Below are 18,457 nucleotides of genomic sequence, written 5' to 3'. Positions count from 1 at the left end.
CGCTTGCCGCCGGGCTGAAGGGTTACCGTCGGTCTTTCAGACTGGCGCCATTGCTGTGGATCACATCGCGGTACCAGTAGAAACTCTTCTTGCGGCGGCGCTCGAGGCTGCCGTTGCCGGCATCGTCTCTGTCGACGTGAATGAAGCCGTAGCGCTTCGACATTTCGGCCTTCGAGGCGCTGACCAGATCGATCGGCCCCCAGCTGGTGTAGCCCATCACCTCGACGCCGTCGTCGATGGCTTCCGCCACCTGCACCAGATGGTCATTGAGGTAGTTGATGCGGTAGTCGTCGTTGATACTGCCGTCCGCCTCGACGCGGTCTTTGGCGCCCAGCCCGTTCTCGACGATGAACAGCGGCTTCTGATAGCGGTCGTACAGCACGTTGAGCAGGTAGCGTAGCCCGATCGGGTCGATTTGCCACCCCCACTCCGAGCTGGCCAAGTGCGGGTTCGGCACCATATCGAGAATGTTGCCGCGCGCCGTCTCGTACTGCTCCGGGTCGGCGGTGACGCAGCCGCTCATGTAATAGCTGAACGAGATGAAGTCGATGGTTTCGCGCAGCGTTTGCCGATCTTCCTCGGTGATCGTCACCTGAATGCCGTTTTCACGGAAAAAGCGCTGCATATAGGCCGGGTAATAGCCGCGCGCCTGCACGTCGCCGAAAAACAGCCAGTCGCGGTTTTGCCGCTGGGTTTCCAGCAGATCTTCCGGCTTGCAGCTCAGCGGGTACAGAATGCCGCCCAGCAGCATGTTGCCGATTTGGCCCTCCGGCACGATCTCGTGACAGGCCTTCACCGCTTTGGCGCTGGCCACCAACTGATGGTGGATCGCCTGATAGACGGCGCTCTTGTCGCTCTCCTGCGGCAGGCCAACCCCGGTGAAGGGCGCGTGCAGCGACATGTTGATTTCGTTGAAGGTCAGCCAGCGTTTGACCTTGTGCTTATAACGTTCGAATACGGTGCGCGCATAGCGCTCGAAGAAATCGATGGTGCGCCGATCGCCCCAGCCACCGTAGCGCTTCACCAGACCGTAAGGCATCTCATAGTGCGACAGCGTGATCAGCGGCTGAATGCCGTATTTCGCCATCTCGTCGAATAGCCGATCGTAAAACGCCAGCCCGGCTTCGTTCGGCGTCTCTTCGTCGCCCTGCGGGAAAATGCGCGTCCAGGCGATCGAGGTGCGCAGGCACTTGAAGCCCATTTCGGCGAACAGCGCGATGTCCTCCGGATAACGATGATAGAAATCGATCGCCACGTCCTTGATGCCGCTGTCGCCCGCCATGCGCGGCGTAATGGCGCCGAAGATGCCCTGCGGCTGCAGATCGGAGGTCGACAGCCCCTTGCCGTCAGCCTGATACGCGCCTTCTACCTGGTTCGCCGCTACCGCGCCGCCCCACAGAAAATGTTGCGGAAACTTGCCGTTCATCGCTTGCTCCTCAATTAACGTAATAAAGTCAGCAGCGGCGCCTGTTCCTGCACCGGAGACAGGCCGCTGGTCAACACGTCCACGTAGTCATCGCTGTTGCTGATGATGATCGGCGTGGTGGTGTCATAGCCGGCGGCATGGATCGCCGCCTGGTCGAACTCGATCAGCAGATCGCCCGGGGCGACCCGCTCGCCTTCCCGCACGTGGGCGGTGAAATGCGCCCCGTCGAGCTTCACGGTATCGATGCCGACGTGGATAAGAATCTCCGCGCCGTCGTCCGATTCGATGCCGATGGCGTGTTTGGTTTTGAACAGCGACGCCACGCTGCCGCTGACCGGCGCCACTACGCGCCCCTGCTGCGGCGCAATCGCCACCCCTTTCCCCAGCAGGCCGCTGGCGAAGGTCGCGTCGTTCACCTGATCCAGCGGCACGATATCGCCGGCGATCGGGCTGAGAATGGCCTGTTTGCGGTTAAGCGGCGCGGCGGCTTCAGGCTGTACCGTCTCTTCCGCCGGCGCGACGCCGAACAGATAGCTGGCCAGCGCGGCGAACACGAACGACAGCAGGGTGCCGCCGATCGCGCCCCATACCGTGGCGTCGATGCCGCCGCCGGGGATAATCTGCGCAAAGGTGAATACGCTCACCAGGCCGAACGAGTAGACCGAGGTATGGAAGTAGCCAATCACCGCACCGCCCAGCGCGCCGCCGATGCAGCCGAAGATGAATGGGCGTTTGTTCGGCAGCGTGACGCCGTACACCGCCGGTTCGGTGATGCCGAAGATCCCGGCGCCGATGGCTGAAGCAGACAGCGCCCGCAGCTTGGCGTCGCGGGTGCGCAGCATCACGCCCAGCGTGGCGCCGACCTGCCCCATCACCGCCGGCAACAGCAGCGGTACCATGGTGTCGCGCCCCAGCACGCTCAAGTTGTTGATCATCAACGGCACCAATCCCCAATGCAGGCCGAAGATCACGCACACCTGCCACATCGCCCCCATAAAGGCGCCGGCAATGATCGGGTTAAAGGCGTAAATGCTCTGATAGCCGTTGGCCAGCAGGTGGCTGAGCCAGGTTGCCGCCGGGCCGATCAGCAGGAAGGTCAAGGGCACGGTGATCGCCAGGCACAGCAGCGGCGTGATGAAATTGCGCAGCGCGCTGTGGATCACCCGGTTAAACAACGGCTCCAGGCGGCAGGACACCCAGGCCGCAAAGATGATAGGGATCACCGACGAGCTGTAGTTGATAAAAGTCAGCGGAATGCCGAAGAAATATTCGCGCACCGCGCCCGGCTGCTGCGCCGCTTCGAACGCCGCCATCATCAGCGGATGCGTCAATGCGCCGCCGATCGCCATGGTGACGAAGGGGTTGCCGCCGAATTTTTTCCCGGCGGTGTAGCCGAGCATGATCGGGAAGAAGTAGAACAGCGAGTCGCTGGCGGCGAACAGCATTTTGAAGGTGCCACCGCTCTCCAGCAGCCAGCCGCAGGCCAGGCTCAGCGCCAGGAAGCCTTTCAGGATCCCCGAAGCGGCCATCACCCCGAGCAGCGGGGTAAAAATGCCGGACACCAGATCGATAAAGCGGCTGAGCAGGTTGTCTTTTTTACCGCCCGCGTCGTCGCTCGGCGCGCCCTCGGCCAATCCGCCGACCCGATTGACCGCGTCGAACACCTCCGCCACGTGGTTGCCCACCACGACCTGGAACTGGCCGCCGCTCTCCACCACCATGATGACGCCCGGGTTTTTCTTCAGCGCTGCCGCGTTGGCACGATTGTCGTCGCGCAGCTTGAACCGCAGGCGGGTGGCGCAGTGCACCAAGCTTTTCACATTGTCGCGGCCACCGACGCCGGCCAAAATCTCACTGGCTAATGTGTCATATTTCATACGGTTATCCTTAGACTTCGCGTTCTGCCGCTCCCCTCCCCGCACTGGCCTGGCGCCGGGGCGAAATGCGGCGCAAAAAAAAACCTAAACCTCGCGGCCTCTGTCCCATCGGGGAACAGAAACGCGAGGTTTAGGTTTTGCCTGCCGCAGCAGTAACAACCCTAAATCGGTTGAGCTATGACGTTAACACCGTGGATTTTGCCGGGGCAAGGCTTTGCGCCGGCAAATTGCCGAACTGTGATCGCGGGGGCAAAACGGCCTCAATGCGCGAAATAATGCATGCCGCCATCTACCGGGATCACCGCGCCGGTGATATATCGCGCGAGCGGGGAACAAAGAAACGCCGCCAGATAGGCCATATCTTCCGGTTCGCCGAAGTAGCCAATCGGGATATGTTGCGCAATGAACGCCCGGCGCGCTTCATCGCAAGCGTATAAGCGCTCGCGGATCTGTTCACTGTTGATGCGCCCCGGCTGTAACGTATTGACGGTAATCCCCTGCGCAGCCACGTCGCTGGCCAATCCTTTGGCCCACAGATGCAGCGCGCCCTTGGCGGCGCTGGCGGCGCTCAGGCTGCGCGGCTCCATCGATCCGCTGATGTTGATAATCCGGCCCCAGCCTTGCGCCTGCATGGCCGGCAACAGCGCCTGAGTCAACCGCCGGGCCGGTGTGAAGTTCAAAGCAAAGGCGTCATCCCAGCTGCGATCGCTGTCGTTCAGCGTCGTGGGGTGAAACGCACCGACCGCGTTGATCAGAATATCGACTGTCCCCGCCTGGCGCAGCGCCTGCGCCGCCAGCTGGGTTATCGCGTCGGGGTCGGTCACGTCTGCAACGGCTACCCACGGGCGCACCGCCCCTTGCCGTTCAACCTCATCCGCCAGCGCCTGCAGCCGATCACCGCGTCGTGCGGTAGCCACCACCTTGACCCCTTGAGCAGCCAATACCCTGACCATGCCGGCACCGATCCCTTCGCTGGCGCCCGTGACCAATGCCGTACGGTGTTGCAACTGTAAATTCATAAGAAAACCTAACCTAATTTTTCGATTTTAAAGGGAACGTTCACACATTGAATCACGGCGCGCTCTGTGTGAATATTCCTGAAAATTACGTCGATACCGTGCAGGAATTCACTGATGTTTGACTGGCAGGATTTAAAACACTTCGTGGCGCTGGCGCGTACCGGTTCCTTGTCGGCGGCAGCGCGGGAGCTGGGTTGCGATCACGCCACCGTCGGGCGACGCGTAGCGGCGCTGGAACAGGCGCTCGGCCTGCGTTTGATCGTGCGTCAGCCACGCAGCACGCCCTTGACCCAGGACGGGCAGGCGATTGCCGGGCTGGCGGCGGAGATCGAGGCGCAAAGCCAGGCTATTGCCCGCCATGCGCGCAGCGCCGGCGCAACGCCACAGGCCGGGGTGCGCATCAGTGCGCCGCCGTCGATCGCCGCGCATATTCTCGCGCCGCGCATTGCCGCATTTAACCAGGCTTTTCCACAGATCGTCGTCACGCTGTCGGGTGAATCGGCGCTCGCCGAGCTGGATCGCGGCGAAGCCGACATCGCCGTGCGCATGGTGCGCCCACAGCAACCGGAGCTGTTGACGCAGCGCATCGGCATGATGCGCTACGCGCTGTATGCCGCACCGGAGCACGCGGCTCTGCCCGACGCGGCGCGCCGCTTTCTCGCCTATGACCATCACTATCGGCAGCAGCCGCATCAGCAATGGTTGGTGCAGCTGTTGCAGGGGCGTCCGGTGGTCTTTCAGGCCAGCGATCTGTTTTCACTGCAACAGGCGGCGCGTTCAGGGCTAGGCGCCGCCGTTTTGCCGACGTTCGTCGCCGATGGCGATCCGGATCTGGTCGCATTGCCAACGGCCAACGCCGCGCCAACGCGTGAGCTTTGGCTGGTGACGTATCCCGATTTAGCGCGCACCGCAGCCGTGCGTGCGGTGATGAATTTCCTGGTCGAAACGCTCGGCACAACGTGCCCATTACCGGCATAAAGCATCAGAATGACTAATATAAATACTGGACAAAAGTCACGCAGGGGATTATTACTGGTCAACGCTTAATCGAGAGTAGGGATGGCAGTCACCATGGTGTTGCGTACTGATGTAGGACGGATTCTGATCACCGGCGCCGGCGGCCGGGTAGCCACGGCGTTTCGTCAGGCGATGGGCGATCGCTACCCGCTACGGTTGGCGGAACGGGATGTCAGCCTGCTGCGCGATCGGCAGCCCGGCGACGAAGTCATCAGCTTCAACATCGCCGATCTCGACGCCTGCCGCGCGGCCTGCGCCAATATCGACACCGTGTTGCATCTGGCGGCCGATCCCTCCCCCGATGCCGACTTCTGCGGTTCGTTGATGGACAACAACATTCTGGGCACCTTCAATATCTTCCGCGCGGCGAAAGACGCCGGCTGCCGCCGGGTGGTGTTCGCCAGCAGCGCGCAGGCGGTGGAAGGCTATCCGCTCGACTATCAAATCCGCCCGGATGACGCACCAAAGCCGAAAAACCTGTACGGCGCCAGCAAGGCCTTCGGCGAAGGCATCGCCGCCTACTTCGCCCATCAGGAAGGGCTTTCCGCCCTGTCGGTGCGCATCGCCAACTTCACCACCCTGAGCCGGGGCGAACAGCTTAGCGCCCGCGACATGAGCGCTTTTCTCAGCCATCGCGACGCCGCCGATCTGCTGGAGCGCTGCATTCGTGTCGAAGGGGTGCAATATGCGGTGGTGCACGGGGTTTCCAACAACCGCTACAAACGTTTATCGCTGGAAGAGACCCGACGCCTGCTCGGCTACGCCCCGCAGGACGATGCGTTCAGCCTGCTGGGCTTTGAGTGAGCACGGCGGAGAGTTCCGCCGTGCAGGTACAACTTAGTTGCTGGCGTAGGCCACTTTTTCGGCCTGACGGTGGGTGAACAGCACCAGCAGCAACGCCAATCCGGCAATAATTGCGCCCATCACCGGCACGAAGCTGTATCCCAGCCCGGCGGAGACCACCGCGCCACCGGCGGCGGCGCCCAGCGCATTGCCCAGGTTAAAGGCACCGATGTTGACCGAGGACGACAGGCCCGGCGCTTCGCTGGCGACACGCATCACGCGCATCTGCAGCGGCGGCACCACGGCAAAGGTCGCCGCGCCCCAAATCACCATGCTGACTGCGGCGCCGATTTCACTGCGCGCCAGGAACGGGATCACCAGCATAATGACCACCAACAGCAGCAAGAAGCCCTTCAGCGTCGCGCTCTCGGAACGGTCGGCGAATTTGCCGCCCAGGTAGTTGCCGATGGAGAAACCGACGCCGATCAACACCAGCATGGACGTCACGAACAGCGGCGTCGCATCGGTGATGTGCTGCAATACCGGCGAGATATAGGTATAGAGCGTGAACATCGCGCCCGCGCCCAGCACGGTCGTCAGCAAGGCGGACAGCACCTGCGGGCGTACCAATACCGACAGTTCGCGCTTCACATCCGGGCGCGCGCCGGCGCTGCCTTTCGGCAACGAGAACCACAGCCCCAACATGGCGATCACCCCTAACCCTGCGGTGGCCAGGAACGACATGCGCCAGCCGATGGTTTCACCCAGCCAGGTCGCGGCAGGCACCCCGCCGATATTGGCGATGGTCAACCCCATAAACATGGTCGCCACGGCGCTGGCCTGTTTCTCCTTCGGCACCACGCTGGCGGCCACCACGGAACCGAGGCCAAAGAACGCGCCGTGGTTCAGGCTGGTGATGATGCGCGACAGCATTAGGGTGGTGTAGTCAGGCGCAATGGCCGACAGCACGTTACCCAGGGTAAAGATCGCCATCAGGAAGATCAGCGCGCTTCTGCGCGCCCGGTGCGAGAGCAGCAGCGTCATCAGCGGTGCGCCGACCATCACGCCAACGGCGTAGGCGCTGATCAACATGCCGGCCATCGGGATGGAGACATCCACCCCTTTGGCGATGGTCGGCAGCAACCCCATCGGGGAAAACTCGGTCGTGCCGATGCCGAACGCCCCCACCGCCAGGGCTAATAAGGGAAAGTTAATTTTCATTCAACAACTCCGGTTAACCGCTGCCGAAGCGCGGGAAAGTTAAGATGCCAAAAGTATGACATTGATCACACCAAAGATAAGCAGGCAGGAGGCTAAAAGACTTTTGCGATTTTGTTAAAAATCGTGGGGAAAAACAGCCGCCGACTCTATCTCAGCAATGCGCCGACAAGCAATAGCCGCCGTCGCCCGAGCGCACATCGGGTTCATTCTCACCACCTGTGCAAGCCGCCATACCGACCCATCGGCGGCTGCCGCAACTATTGAACACAGAGCAAAAGTGTTTTGTTATTGTGCGCGTTTTTAGAATTAAACGACGAAATATAATGGCCTCAGTAAAACATCAATGCCCTACGACCTAATTCACATAGAGGGAAGCGCCATGCTTTTTGACTCGTATTCTTTAAACGGTTTATCGCTGAACAATCGCATCGTCATGCCGCCAATGACCCGCTCTCGGGCCGGCGCCGGCGACGTCGCCACCGACATGATGGCTGAATATTATGCCCAGCGCGCCAGCGCCGGGCTGATCGTCAGTGAAGGCACGCAGATCAGCCAGCAGGGCCAGGGTTATGCCTGGACACCCGGCATTTACTCCCCGGAACACATCGCCGGTTGGAAAAAAGTGACCGACGCCGTACATCAGGCCGGCGGCAAGATCTTCGCGCAGCTTTGGCACGTCGGCCGCGTGTCGCATACCATTTTACAGCCTGGCCACGCCGCGCCGGTCTCCTCCTCCGCCATCCAGGCCGACGGGGTCAAGGTGTTCGTGGATGTCGAAGGTCGCGGGCCGGAACATGGCGTGGGTGAAATGGTGCAGCACTCCGCACCGCGCGCCTTAACGCGGGAAGAAATTCCGGCGATCGTTAACGACTACGCTCAAGCGGCACGCAACGCTATCGCCGCCGGTTTCGACGGCGTAGAGCTGCACGGTGCGAATGGTTATCTGATCAATCAGTTTATCGACTCGCGGGAAAACCAGCGCGACGACGAATACGGCGGTTCACTGCAAAATCGCCTGCGTTTCCTGCGGGAAGTCGCGCAGGCGGTAGCGGATGCCATCGGCAAAGAGAAACTGGGCGTGCGCCTGGCGCCGCTGACCACCCTGATGGGCTCGCAGGACGATACCCCGGAAGCCACCTATCTGGCAGCGGCCAGCGTGCTGAACGATATCGGCGCCGCTTACATTCACATCGCCGAAGCGGACTGGGATGATGCCCCGGTGATGCCGGCAGCGTTCAAAGAATCGCTGCGCCTGATTTTCCGCGGCACGCTGATTTACTCGGGCAAATACACGCGTGAACGCGCTGAAGAAGCGCTGGCCAAAGGCTGGGCGGATCTGATCGGCTTCGGTCGCCCGTTCATCGCCAACCCGGATCTGCCCCACCGCCTGCAACACGGGCTGGCGCTGAATGCGCCAATCAAAGAGAAATTCTTCGGCGGCAGCCGGGAAGGCTACACCGATTACCCGACGATCGGATAACGATTGCCGACAACGCCGGCTCAAGCCGGCGTTATTTTTTCTGTGCTTCGATCCAGTCGAGAAATCGCATCATTCTGTCGCTAAAATCCGCGTCATTCGCCTCTCCCACCGCGTGCGCTAACCAATAGTCCATTTCATCTCGCTGCTCTGCATAAAGCGCCAACAGCTGTTCGGCATAGTCGGTTAACGTTATCGGCCAGAACGGGCTTCCCTCGGCGCGCAGCATATTGGTGGCTCGGATCAGTTTTCTGGCCGCTTCGCGCTTTAAGCGCCTCTCATCCGATACCGTCCTGGCCTGCAGCAGTTGCTCCCGATAACGCGCCAATACGCGGGGCAAATCGGCATTGACCGCCAACGCGATGCGCCGATCGGGCTGAAACAGCGGAAAAGCGGCGGACAGGTCTTCGCCCCACAGGCAGCGGCAGTGATGCTTCAGCCAAAATCCCCAGGAATCGTGATGCTCCGGCGCCAACGCCTCATCAACGCTGCCGATATCAAAGTCGACCTTGCTCACGATCCGCTGCTCCAGCTGAAAGGCTTGCCGCCACGCCTCAAGGCGCTGTAACGCCTCACTATCGGCTGGCTTGTTGAGCAACAGCGTGATGTCCAGATCGGACACGCCGGGAAGGGCTTCGCCACGCGCGACGCTGCCGTAGAGGTAAATGCTGTGGATGAGTGCCGGGAATTGGCGTGGCAGCCCCGCCGTCAGCGCTTCCAGCAGCGGGATAAAAGCCCGCTGCAGCGGAAATGCCGCCACCGTGGGAATCAGCGCCACCTCATGCCCTCCCGTTGCGCACTTTGCCCGAGCGCATTTCGATGTTCCGCTGCAGTTCGCGCAGCCCGCCGGCCAGGAAGCAGGCTTCCGCCAGCACGAATAGCGGGCCGATGATCAGACCCGTCACGTCGTCCATAAACGCCGGTTTTCGTCCCTCCCAGAAATGCCCGACAAACTGAAACAGCCAGCCGATGACGAAGCCGCCGATGCCGACGCTCAGCCACGCCGCCGTCGACAGCGACGCCACCCAGGCGCCGACCCCGAGGCACAGCAGCAGCAACGCCAACATCATGACGCCAAGGCGCAGGCTCAGCCGCAGGTAATAGAGAGCCGAAACAATAACCACCGCGCAGGCCGGCGAGAACGGCAGCCACCCCGCACCCCATGCCGGCCGGGAGAGCAGCGTCAGCAGGCTGACGACGATCAGGGGGATGCCGATAAAGTGCGTGACGATATTGCGCGCATCGCGATGATAGGCGGCATAAGCGGCAAGTTGATCTTCCAGACTTCGCATGTTGACCTCCGGTATGTGCGGCCTTCGTCGCCGAACGCGCGCAGCCGCATGCGGCTGCCCTTACCCATAGCTTAGCGCGGGATCACCAATACCGGTTGGCCAATCTCATCCAGCAGGCCGCGCGTGACGGAGGCGTTCAGCCAGCGCCCCAACGAAGACAGGTGGCGGTGCGAGATGATCAGCAAATCGCAGTTGAACAGCGCCATCTGTTCCGGGATCACCTCGATGGGCGTCCCCGCTGCCAGCAAGCCCTGGGCGTTGAAACCCTGCTGCTTCAGCGCCCGCGTCACCTGACCGACCTGCTTTTCCGCCAGCGCCTCTTCCCGTTGAGCGGCGGGGTACTCCTCGCGCTCATCGCTGTCGAAACGCAGGCCGCTGCGGCTGAGCGTAAAGGCATTGTCTACCACCGTCAGCACGATCACGTCGCCGATGCAGCCTTGCAGGCGCGCCATAAAATCCAGGGCATTGCCGCTGTGTTCAAAGCAGTCCACCGCCAATAACACTCTCTCAATCATAACCATCCTCACTCGCCTGAGTTAAATCGCGCCCTTGAAGTTGGCTTCGCCCTTTTTCCAATACCCCTTGGCAAACAGCGCAGCGCGGGAGATACCCATTTCGTTGATAAAGCGCGCCTTCAGGTACGCGGCAATCTGGTGTTCGCAGGCCAGCCATACCTGCCCTTCGCCGGACGGCAGTTCGCAATGGCTGACAGCCTGCACCAGCGGGCTGTTCATCACGCTGTCAAAATGTCGGGTGCGAATTTGCCAGCTGTTCACCTGCAAAAAGGAATAATCGACATCCTGAATCTCCTGCGCATCGCCCACTTCGGCGAACCACAGCACCGGCAACGGGTCGGACAGCGAGGCGAGAATGGTGCGCATGGCGGGCAACGCGGTCTCATCGCCCAGCAACAGCAGCCAGCGAGTTTGCGGCAACAACCGGAAGCCGCCGGAGCAAGGGCCGGCGAACCCCAGCTTGTCGCCCGGCATCGCGTCGCGCGCCCAGTTCGACGCCGGGCCTTCGCCGTGCAGCACCATATCGATATCGAAAGTGCGGGCGAGTTTGTCGATGCCGCTCAGGGTGTAAGCCCGTCCGGCCAGCGTGTCGCGCCACGGGAAGAACACTTTGACCCAACTGGCCGGCTCCTGCGCGCGCGGATCGGCGATAAACTTATCCACATCGTCGCCGCTCAACGTGATGCGGCGGATCCGGGCGGTGACTTGCCGCACGGCGCTCACCCGGGCCTCCCGTTTGCGGCGGGTGTCTCTTTCCAGCATCTCGTCGACAATCTTATTCAGCGTGTTGTGCATCAGCCTTCTCCTGTGGCGCCGCCGACGGGTAGGTGTGTTCCCAGCCGCCGCCCAGCGCTCGATAGATATTCACCACGGCGATCGCCGTCTCCTCCTCTGAAACAATTTGCGCGGACTGCAGATCCAGCAGCGCACGCTGCGTGCTCAGAACGTGGATAAAATCGCTCGCACCGTTCAGATAGCTGTCGCGCGCCAGCGCAAACGCGTGTCGGTTGGCGGCCAGCGCCTCGGTCAGGTGCGTCTGGCGGCGCTGCTGGGCGCGATAGCCGGAAAGCGTGTCGTCGATCTCGTGCCAGGCGCGCAACACCGTTTGCTGGTAGGCGATGGCCATTTCCTGCTGCCGGTATTCGCTCAGGCGCACCCGTTGGGTGATTTTCCCCCCGTCGAACAGCGGCAAATACAGGGCGGGGCCGATGGCGAAGGTATGCGTGGACCAACTGCCCATATCCGCCAGTGCCAGTGCCTGATAGCCCGCATTGCCGGTCAGCGTGATGCGCGGATAGTAGTCGGCGGTGGCGATGCCGATCTCGGCGGTTGCCTGATGCAAACGCTCCGCCGCTTCGCGAATATCCGGCCTGCGCAGCGCCAGATCCGACGGCACGCCCATCGGCACCGCGCGCGCCAGCGTCGGCAGGGGCTTCGTCGGCGCCAACATCGCTTTCAGCGCGCCCGGCCGCTCGCCCAACAGCAGGCTGATGGCGTTGATCAAGCGTTCCTGCCTATCGAACAGCGTCGGCAGCAGGGCATCCACCTGCGCCAACTGCACCTGCGCCTGATCGACATCCAGTTCGTTGCCCGCGCCGCTCTGATAACGACTTTGCGTCAGCTGCAGCGTGCGCAGCGCCGTGGCGCGGTTTTCCTGCGCCACCGCCAGCTGTTGCTGCGTGGCGCGCAGGCGTAGATAGTCGCTCGCCACCTCCGCCGTCACCGACGTCAGCAGTGCGCGCCGGTTCTCCTGCGAAGCGGCAAAGCCGGCGCGCGCACTTTCCGACGCGCGACGCAGCTTGCCCCACATGTCCAGCTCCCAGGTGGCGCTGGATCCGCCGCGCCAGAGGTTATAATCCGCCTCTCCGCCGTTGCCGGACGGATCCATGCTGCCCACCGAGGTGGCGCGCTGGCGCTGATAGGCGCCGTCCAGGCTCAGATCCGGCATCAGCGCCGCCTCTGTCACGCCCAGCAAGGCGCGGCTTTGCTGCATGCGCGCCGTGGCGAGCTGCAGATCCAGGTTGCCGGCCGCCGCGCGCTGCACCAGTTGCGACAGCGACGCATCGTTGAATATCGACCACCAGGCCACCGGCAGCGCCCCGCCGCCGGCCTGCTCACCCCAGCTCTCGGGCAGCGCGTTCTGCGGCCGAGCGTAGTCCGGCCCCACCGCCCGGCAGCCGCTCAGCGCAATCAACAGCAGCGGGATCACGGCTCTGTTCATTGCAGGCCCCCGTCCAGCGTATTGATGCTGACGTCCGCAGACATGCCGACGCGCAGGGCGCTCAACAAAGCGGCGTGCTCTTTGTTGATATCAAATACAATTTTCACCGGGATGCGCTGAACGATCTTGGTGAAGTTGCCGGTGGCGTTCTCCGGCGCCACGGCCGCGAAACTGACGCCGGAAGCCGGCGCGATGCTGTCCACCTGCCCTTTCAGCGTTTGGCCGGGAAAGGTATCGATATGGATGTCCACCGACTGCCCGTGCGCAATGTTTTCCAACTGGGTTTCCTGGTAGTTGGCGATGATGTACAGCTTGTCCTGCGGCACGATGGCCAGCAGCGCATCGCCCGGTTTGACGAACTCCCCGACCCGCAGGCTTTTCTTGCCGATCACGCCGCCGATCGGCGCGGTGATGCGGGTGTAAGACAGGTTCAGCTCGGCCATCGCTTTCTTCGCCTGCGCCAGCATCAGCTCGGCATCGCTGTCCGCCAGCTTGGCTTGCAGCACCTGCTCCATGTTTCGCGCCGCTTTAAGCGTCGCCTCCGCCTGCGCCACATTGGCGGAAAGCGTGTGCACTCGCGTTGTCGCCTGCTGCGCCGCCTGCTGTGAACCCGCGCCGCTGCTGGCCATTCTCTGGTAGCGGTTCTGCTCCTGGCGCGCAAACGCCAGCTCCGCCTGCGCCGCCTGCCGCTCCGCCTGCGCGGCGGCGATCAGCGCGCTCTGTCGGGTCAGGTTGGCCCTGGCGTCGTCCTGGCGGGCGCGGGCGGATTGCTCCTGCGCCGTCGCCTGCGCCAATGCGACGTTGGATTCACGCGGATCGATCACCGCCAGCAATTCCCCCTGTTTGACCCACTGGTTGTCCCTGACCAACACCTGCGCAATTTCACCGGCAATCTGCGGAGAAATACGCGAGATATCGGCGCGAATATAGGCGTCGTTGGTATTCTGCTGTGTCTCTTTAATAAAGAACTTATTGATTAATAACCCCAGCGTAATGACGGCAACCGCCAATACGGCGACGGCGACTTTCTTGTTAGCCATAAAAGTGACTCCAATTAATATTTATTTCTGATGATAAAATGTCAGGCAGCGACCGAACGCGGCGGATAAATACGGGTCGGCATAACTAAAATCAGCGCGGTCAGTAATAACGCCAGGCCGGCAACCAACAGATAAAGATCGGCGCTGGCCAGCACGTGGCCCTGCCGGGCGGCAAGCTGCGCCAGCTGCTCCGCCGACCCCGATGCGCGGCTGTAGGCCGAGCCGAAGCCGTCGGCGATCGTACCGGCGTGATAATCCCCGCGCTGCCGGCTGAGCAGCGCGATGGCGCCGCCGGCAGCGGTGGCGGCGAAACCTTTCACCGCGTTGAACCAGGCCGCCGCAAACGGCCCGTCGGTCGGCAACAGCCCGCCGGTCGCCTGCATCAGCAACGGGATGATCGCCATCGGTTGAGCGACCGCCTGCAACAGCGCGATGACGCGGAACGTGTCGCCGTTCCATTCCGGCGTCAGCTGAGCCGCCAGCACGCAGGCGGTGGCCATCAACAGCAGGCTGATCGCCAGCACCCAGCGGCAATCCACCCGCGGCGTATTGCAAATTATGGCGACGATCGGCAGCGTAATTAATTGCGGCAATGCGACCCACAGCATTAAGTCGGAGGTTTGTTCCTGACGATAACCCTGAATCGCGGCTAAATATCCCGACGTGATATTAACCAGCGACACCATAATTAACAGCACGCCACCCAGCGTAATTAAGGAGAAAGACAAATTCCTTTTGCTTAATAGCTGCAAATTAAAAAAAGGCAGCGGGTGATACCATTCGTTAATCAGAAATAACGCCAATAATCCGCCGCCGCCCAATAATAAAACGTAGATCAGCGGCGAGTTCAGCCAGTCGAGGCGCTCCCCCTGTGAAATGCCCACCGTCAACATGCCGAGCGCCATGCCGCCGAGCAGCAGGCCGCGCCAGTTGAACTGCCGCAGGCGCTCCAGCCGCAACGGATCCTGCGGCAGGCCGTAACCGATGCACACGGCGGCGATCGCCATCAGCGGCAGGTTCCAGTAGAAATACCCGCTCCAGCCCCAGTGAAAGGCAAAGGCGGCGGCGGTAGCGCCCAACGTAGCGCTCCAGGCCGAGACCCAGCCGTAGGCACCCAGCCCCAGCACCTTGATCAGCGGCGGCATAAAACGCAGCACCACCGTCATCAGCATCGGCGGCAACGCGCCGCCGGCGAAGCCCTGCAGGCTGCGCACCGCCAGCAGCACGCCATACTGATCTCCCAACCAGGGCGTCAACAGCCCACCGGCCAGGTAAATGCCGCACATCGTCAACGCCACCCGGCGCAGCGAAAAGGTCGGCCAAAAACAGGGCGTGAACCCGGAACCGATCACAAAGCCGGTGACGTAGCATGTGGTCAGCCAGCTGCCGACATCGAAGCTCAGCAGCATGCCACCCTGTATATCCGCCAGCGCAAACTTGCTGGCGTTTTCCCCCACGCCGCTGGCCATCACCGCCAAAAACACGCCGAACAACCCCAGCCAGGTACGGCCGTTGATTTCACCGGCGCTGGCGAGCCATCGATTTTTGTGGTGCGGCGTAACAGACACCTCAACCATTCCCCACTCCTGCTGTTTCAGCCTCAATCTTTGTTGTCGTGGGCAGTATCCGGAGTTATTTCGATTGTTTAAAATGAAATGATGTAATTAACTAGTTGCACAAAACGCAACCCATTGAGCGCACCCCCCCCGGAGAGGCCATGCCGCAAAAAATTGATTTCAACCTGATCTATGCGCTGAATCTGCTGCTGGAAGAAGGGAGCGTGAGCGGCGCCGCCGAGAAGATGAATCTGAGCGCGCCGGCAATGAGCCGCATTCTCGGGCGCATCCGCCGGCAGTTCGACGACCCGATCATGGTCAGAGCCGGTAAGCATCTGGTGCCGACGCCGCGTGCGCTGGAGTTGAAACGCCAGCTCGGCGACATCATCGAGCAGGCCACTGCGCTGATCGCACCGAGTGATGCGTTCGAACCCGGCAAGCTGACCAGAACCTTCACCATTCGCGCCAACGATATCTTTATCGGCGCGCTGGCGGGCGGATTGCTGGAGACGCTGCGGGAATCGGCGCCGCTGAGCGGCCTGAAATTCATCGCCGAAAGCGACGGCGAGGATGACGCGCTGCGCAGCGGCAAAGTGGATCTGGTGATCGGTTCCTCACGCGACTGGCACCCGGAAATCAAGACGCAGAGCCTGTTCACCAGCACCTTTCAGGCGCTGGTGCGCCCTGGGCACCCGATCATCGGCCGGGTAACGCCCGAAACCCTGACCCATTACCCGCATATCAGCGTTTCTCGCCGCGGACGCACGCAGGGGCCGATCGACGACGCGCTGCGCGATCTCGGCCTGCAGCGCAACGTCGCCCTGACCCTGCCGGGCTTTCATTCGGCGATGATGCTGACCATGAAATCGGACTTTATCCTGCCGCTGCCGCGCCACGTGCTGCAGGGGGTGAGCAACATCCACCTGCCGTTGGCGGAGCTCGAGCTGCCGCTCGAGCTGGAATCGGTGTTTATCGTCCAGGCCTGGCACCCGCGCCTGGATCGCGATCCGGCGCACCGCTGGCTGCGGCAGACCATCAAGCAGTTCTTTTTGCAGCGGGAGTGAGGGGGTTCGCCGCCCATAATGCCCCCTTCAGCGCATTATGACACTGCCGGCAGGGGCAAGTTTATCGTGATTAACAGCCCTTTGCCGGCCGGCAGACTGGCCTTTATCGTTCCATGATGGGCAGCGCAAATCGCTTTCGCAATGGAGAGCCCGAGCCCGCTGCCGCCGGAATCGCGCGCGCGGGAAGTCTCACCGCGAGTAAAACGCTCAAACATTTGCGGCAAATAATCCTGTGCAACGCCAGGCCCCGTATCTTGAAAAGCCAACACGATTTCCTGTGCGGTCTGTTCGAGACGAATGCACATTCGATCGCCCTGGCTACAATAACGAAGCATATTTTCGATAAGTATGCTGAATACCTGACCTAGTCTGAATTCATCCCCAATAAAATGAAGCGGCCCGCCCTCCTCGATAGAGATGGACATGCCCGCAGCCTCCAACTGAGGTTTAAGCCAGGCGACTCTCTCCTTTAACACGCTATTGATAGTAAAAACGTTTTTACTTAATTTCAGTTGGCCCGCACTGGCCAGAGAGAGGAAATACAGATCGTCAGTCAAATAACTCAGGTTTTTTAATTGCGTCATCACCATATTCAGCTGTGCCTGACTTGCAGGAAACACGTTGTCTATCATGCCCTGAAGGCGGCCCATAGCCCCGGTCAACGGTGAACGCAACTCATGGGCCAACGCCACATGCGACGCTTTTATTTCACGCTCGTATAAAGCGAGTTTATTGACCATCTCATTGAAATTTATTGAGAACCTTATTATTTCATCAGGACACGCCTGGACCAGCTCGGCTTGTTGCTTAAAATTTCCCTGAGCCACGGTTTCCGCAACGTCGGTGAGATTTCGGAATTGGGCGGTAAGAGGGCGTGCGATGCGCACGCACATTAACGTTATCAATGGAACGACAACGATCAGGAAAATAAGCAGCCATCCCCAATTTAAAGAAGTCAGCGAAGGTGTACTGTAATCCAGCCCCCAATACGTATCGACGATCTCATGAAACGCCTCTATGTCCAGGCTGGGGTTCTCGCGCAGCACCAAGAATCTTTCGTAAACCGATGCCGGCATTTCATGAATGACATAAAAATACTGGGCAGCAAAAATGCCCCACATCGCCAGAATAATGGTAAAAAGCGTCACGATGGCGACGATGACGATGCGAACAGACACCCAAAACAAAAGAGATTTATTTTTCCTTTTCATGATTTGCAAAACCTATAGCCGACGCCGCGCACATTAAAAATCACGTTATCAACGCCTGCCGCTTCAAGCTTTCGTCTTAGATTATAAACATGCGTATCCACCACTCTTTCGAGCGCATCGCTTTCAGGTAAACATTTTTCAAGTAATAGCTGACGACTCAGTGGCCGTGTCGACGCTTTCATTAACGTACTGAGAATGGAAAACTCGGTTAATGTTAAATCCAGAACATGGATGCCGTCCTCGCTCGTGATGACTCTCGCTACCATACTAGCGATATCCAGTTCGAGCCTTTCCCAGCGCAATATTTCTTCGCCAGCCAGCTGACTTCCGCCGCTTCGTCTTAACACTGCCTGCACACGTGCCATAACTTCACCGGGGTTATAGGGTTTAACGATATAATCATCCGCACCATAGCGAAGAGCGCCAATTTTATCATGAGGTTCCCCCATGGCCGTGATCATGATAACCGGCGTATTCACCTTGCGCCTGAGCGCCGCCAATATTTCCGTTCCATTCATATCAGGCAACATCACATCTAGTAATATAAGATCGGGCTTCCAGGTTAAAGCCGTATTCAAACCCATCAGCCCATTCCCCACCACCGCGACATTATAGCCTTCACGCTTAAGGTAAGCCTCCAGTACATTTGCCGCATCGACATCGTCTTCAATGACTAGAACCCGTTTATTTTGCATCTCATTCCCCTGAAGGATCTTGGCTATTTATTGATTATTCATT

Annotated in this window: 17 protein-coding genes; 4 read left to right on the top strand and 13 right to left on the bottom strand. The window is 60.6% G+C overall.

Annotated features, from left to right (window positions below; translation table 11 throughout):
• Positions 1-22: 22 nt before the first annotated feature.
• From ascB to BVU99_RS22545, 3 genes are all read right to left on the bottom strand, one after another.
• Entirely contained in the window at positions 23-1,426 is a 1,404-nt protein-coding gene (gene ascB, locus BVU99_RS22555; RefSeq protein WP_025304827.1) for a 6-phospho-beta-glucosidase, read from the bottom strand.
• Positions 1,427-1,440: 14 nt separating this feature from the next.
• Positions 1,441-3,303 carry a PTS beta-glucoside transporter subunit IIABC gene (bglF, locus tag BVU99_RS22550; RefSeq protein ID WP_025304826.1) on the bottom strand — a complete coding sequence of 621 codons (1,863 nt, stop codon included), beginning with the start codon at positions 3,301-3,303 and terminating at the stop codon, positions 1,441-1,443.
• Positions 3,304-3,563: 260 nt separating this feature from the next.
• Complete coding sequence (locus BVU99_RS22545) at positions 3,564-4,322, bottom strand: SDR family oxidoreductase (protein ID WP_025304825.1); 759 nt, start codon at positions 4,320-4,322, stop codon at positions 3,564-3,566.
• Between the two features lie 114 nt (positions 4,323-4,436).
• On the opposite strand from BVU99_RS22545, the gene BVU99_RS22540 reads away from it, so the two are divergent.
• Together BVU99_RS22540 and BVU99_RS22535 are read left to right on the top strand one after the other, a co-directional pair.
• The gene (locus BVU99_RS22540) at positions 4,437-5,300 is read left to right on the top strand and encodes a LysR family transcriptional regulator (RefSeq protein WP_099816925.1); all 864 of its coding nucleotides are present in this window, start codon (positions 4,437-4,439) and stop codon (positions 5,298-5,300) included.
• Positions 5,301-5,393: 93 nt separating this feature from the next.
• Positions 5,394-6,143, top strand: a complete 750-nt coding sequence (locus tag BVU99_RS22535) for an NAD(P)-dependent oxidoreductase (RefSeq protein ID WP_043142321.1) — start codon at positions 5,394-5,396, stop codon at positions 6,141-6,143.
• A 33-nt stretch (positions 6,144-6,176) separates the two neighbouring features.
• On the opposite strand, the gene BVU99_RS22530 is transcribed toward BVU99_RS22535, so the two are convergent.
• Positions 6,177-7,343 carry an MFS transporter gene (locus BVU99_RS22530; RefSeq protein ID WP_025304822.1) on the bottom strand — a complete coding sequence of 389 codons (1,167 nt, stop codon included), beginning with the start codon at positions 7,341-7,343 and terminating at the stop codon, positions 6,177-6,179.
• Between the two features lie 379 nt (positions 7,344-7,722).
• On the opposite strand from BVU99_RS22530, the gene BVU99_RS22525 reads away from it, so the two are divergent.
• The gene (locus BVU99_RS22525; RefSeq protein ID WP_043142322.1) at positions 7,723-8,823 is read left to right on the top strand and encodes an alkene reductase; all 1,101 of its coding nucleotides are present in this window, start codon (positions 7,723-7,725) and stop codon (positions 8,821-8,823) included.
• 31 nt (positions 8,824-8,854) lie between these two features.
• Here BVU99_RS22525 and BVU99_RS22520 read toward each other — a convergent pair whose 3' ends face one another.
• The 7 genes from BVU99_RS22520 to BVU99_RS22490 form a co-directional block, all read right to left on the bottom strand.
• Entirely contained in the window at positions 8,855-9,598 is a 744-nt protein-coding gene (locus tag BVU99_RS22520) for a nucleotidyltransferase domain-containing protein (protein ID WP_099816924.1), read from the bottom strand.
• Between the two features lies 1 nt (position 9,599).
• Positions 9,600-10,112 (bottom strand): Mpo1-like protein, encoded by a 513-nt coding sequence (locus BVU99_RS22515; protein ID WP_049205736.1) that lies wholly within the window; start codon positions 10,110-10,112, stop codon positions 9,600-9,602.
• 71 nt (positions 10,113-10,183) lie between these two features.
• Positions 10,184-10,627, bottom strand: coding sequence for a universal stress protein (locus tag BVU99_RS22510; RefSeq protein WP_025304818.1), 444 nt, complete (start codon positions 10,625-10,627; stop codon positions 10,184-10,186).
• 21 nt (positions 10,628-10,648) lie between these two features.
• Positions 10,649-11,422, bottom strand: a complete 774-nt coding sequence (locus tag BVU99_RS22505) for a siderophore-interacting protein (protein ID WP_025304817.1) — start codon at positions 11,420-11,422, stop codon at positions 10,649-10,651.
• The gene (locus tag BVU99_RS22500) at positions 11,403-12,848 is read right to left on the bottom strand and encodes an efflux transporter outer membrane subunit (protein ID WP_099816923.1); all 1,446 of its coding nucleotides are present in this window, start codon (positions 12,846-12,848) and stop codon (positions 11,403-11,405) included. Before BVU99_RS22500 ends, BVU99_RS22505 begins: the two co-directional genes overlap by 20 nt.
• Positions 12,845-13,888, bottom strand: coding sequence for an HlyD family secretion protein (locus BVU99_RS22495; RefSeq protein ID WP_099816922.1), 1,044 nt, complete (start codon positions 13,886-13,888; stop codon positions 12,845-12,847). The genes BVU99_RS22500 and BVU99_RS22495 overlap by 4 nt, the downstream gene beginning before the upstream one ends.
• A gap of 41 nt (positions 13,889-13,929) precedes the next feature.
• Positions 13,930-15,465 carry an MFS transporter gene (locus BVU99_RS22490; protein WP_099816921.1) on the bottom strand — a complete coding sequence of 512 codons (1,536 nt, stop codon included), beginning with the start codon at positions 15,463-15,465 and terminating at the stop codon, positions 13,930-13,932.
• A 140-nt stretch (positions 15,466-15,605) separates the two neighbouring features.
• Here BVU99_RS22490 and BVU99_RS22485 point away from each other — a divergent pair, with 140 nt between their 5' ends.
• Positions 15,606-16,508: a LysR family transcriptional regulator gene (locus BVU99_RS22485; RefSeq protein WP_025304814.1), complete on the top strand. Its 903-nt coding sequence runs from the start codon at positions 15,606-15,608 to the stop codon at positions 16,506-16,508.
• Positions 16,509-16,543: 35 nt separating this feature from the next.
• Here BVU99_RS22485 and BVU99_RS22480 read toward each other — a convergent pair whose 3' ends face one another.
• Entirely contained in the window at positions 16,544-17,719 is a 1,176-nt protein-coding gene (locus BVU99_RS22480) for an ATP-binding protein (protein ID WP_025304813.1), read from the bottom strand.
• Complete coding sequence (locus tag BVU99_RS22475) at positions 17,716-18,414, bottom strand: response regulator (RefSeq protein ID WP_099816920.1); 699 nt, start codon at positions 18,412-18,414, stop codon at positions 17,716-17,718. Before BVU99_RS22475 ends, BVU99_RS22480 begins: the two co-directional genes overlap by 4 nt.
• Between the last annotated feature and the right edge of the window lie 43 nt (positions 18,415-18,457).

Source organism: Serratia sp. OLAL2 (genome assembly GCF_002752475.1).
Taxonomy (GTDB): domain Bacteria; phylum Pseudomonadota; class Gammaproteobacteria; order Enterobacterales; family Enterobacteriaceae; genus Serratia; species Serratia bockelmannii.
The sequence above is the reverse complement of the archived record's forward strand: the minus strand, read 5'-3'. Positions and strand labels throughout refer to the sequence as shown.

Coding starts and splice junctions, on each gene's coding strand:
- BVU99_RS22505 (WP_025304817.1), bottom strand. CDS start 11,422: ATGCACAACACGCTGAATAAGATTGTCGACGAGATGCTGGAAAGAGAC.
- ascB (WP_025304827.1), bottom strand. CDS start 1,426: ATGAACGGCAAGTTTCCGCAACATTTTCTGTGGGGCGGCGCGGTAGCG.
- BVU99_RS22500 (WP_099816923.1), bottom strand. CDS start 12,848: ATGAACAGAGCCGTGATCCCGCTGCTGTTGATTGCGCTGAGCGGCTGC.
- BVU99_RS22480 (WP_025304813.1), bottom strand. CDS start 17,719: ATGAAAAGGAAAAATAAATCTCTTTTGTTTTGGGTGTCTGTTCGCATC.
- BVU99_RS22525 (WP_043142322.1), top strand. CDS start 7,723: ATGCTTTTTGACTCGTATTCTTTAAACGGTTTATCGCTGAACAATCGC.
- BVU99_RS22540 (WP_099816925.1), top strand. CDS start 4,437: ATGTTTGACTGGCAGGATTTAAAACACTTCGTGGCGCTGGCGCGTACC.
- BVU99_RS22495 (WP_099816922.1), bottom strand. CDS start 13,888: ATGGCTAACAAGAAAGTCGCCGTCGCCGTATTGGCGGTTGCCGTCATT.
- BVU99_RS22475 (WP_099816920.1), bottom strand. CDS start 18,414: ATGCAAAATAAACGGGTTCTAGTCATTGAAGACGATGTCGATGCGGCA.
- BVU99_RS22510 (WP_025304818.1), bottom strand. CDS start 10,627: ATGATTGAGAGAGTGTTATTGGCGGTGGACTGCTTTGAACACAGCGGC.
- BVU99_RS22490 (WP_099816921.1), bottom strand. CDS start 15,465: ATGGTTGAGGTGTCTGTTACGCCGCACCACAAAAATCGATGGCTCGCC.
- BVU99_RS22530 (WP_025304822.1), bottom strand. CDS start 7,343: ATGAAAATTAACTTTCCCTTATTAGCCCTGGCGGTGGGGGCGTTCGGC.
- BVU99_RS22545 (WP_025304825.1), bottom strand. CDS start 4,322: ATGAATTTACAGTTGCAACACCGTACGGCATTGGTCACGGGCGCCAGC.
- BVU99_RS22535 (WP_043142321.1), top strand. CDS start 5,394: ATGGTGTTGCGTACTGATGTAGGACGGATTCTGATCACCGGCGCCGGC.
- bglF (WP_025304826.1), bottom strand. CDS start 3,303: ATGAAATATGACACATTAGCCAGTGAGATTTTGGCCGGCGTCGGTGGC.
- BVU99_RS22515 (WP_049205736.1), bottom strand. CDS start 10,112: ATGCGAAGTCTGGAAGATCAACTTGCCGCTTATGCCGCCTATCATCGC.
- BVU99_RS22485 (WP_025304814.1), top strand. CDS start 15,606: ATGCCGCAAAAAATTGATTTCAACCTGATCTATGCGCTGAATCTGCTG.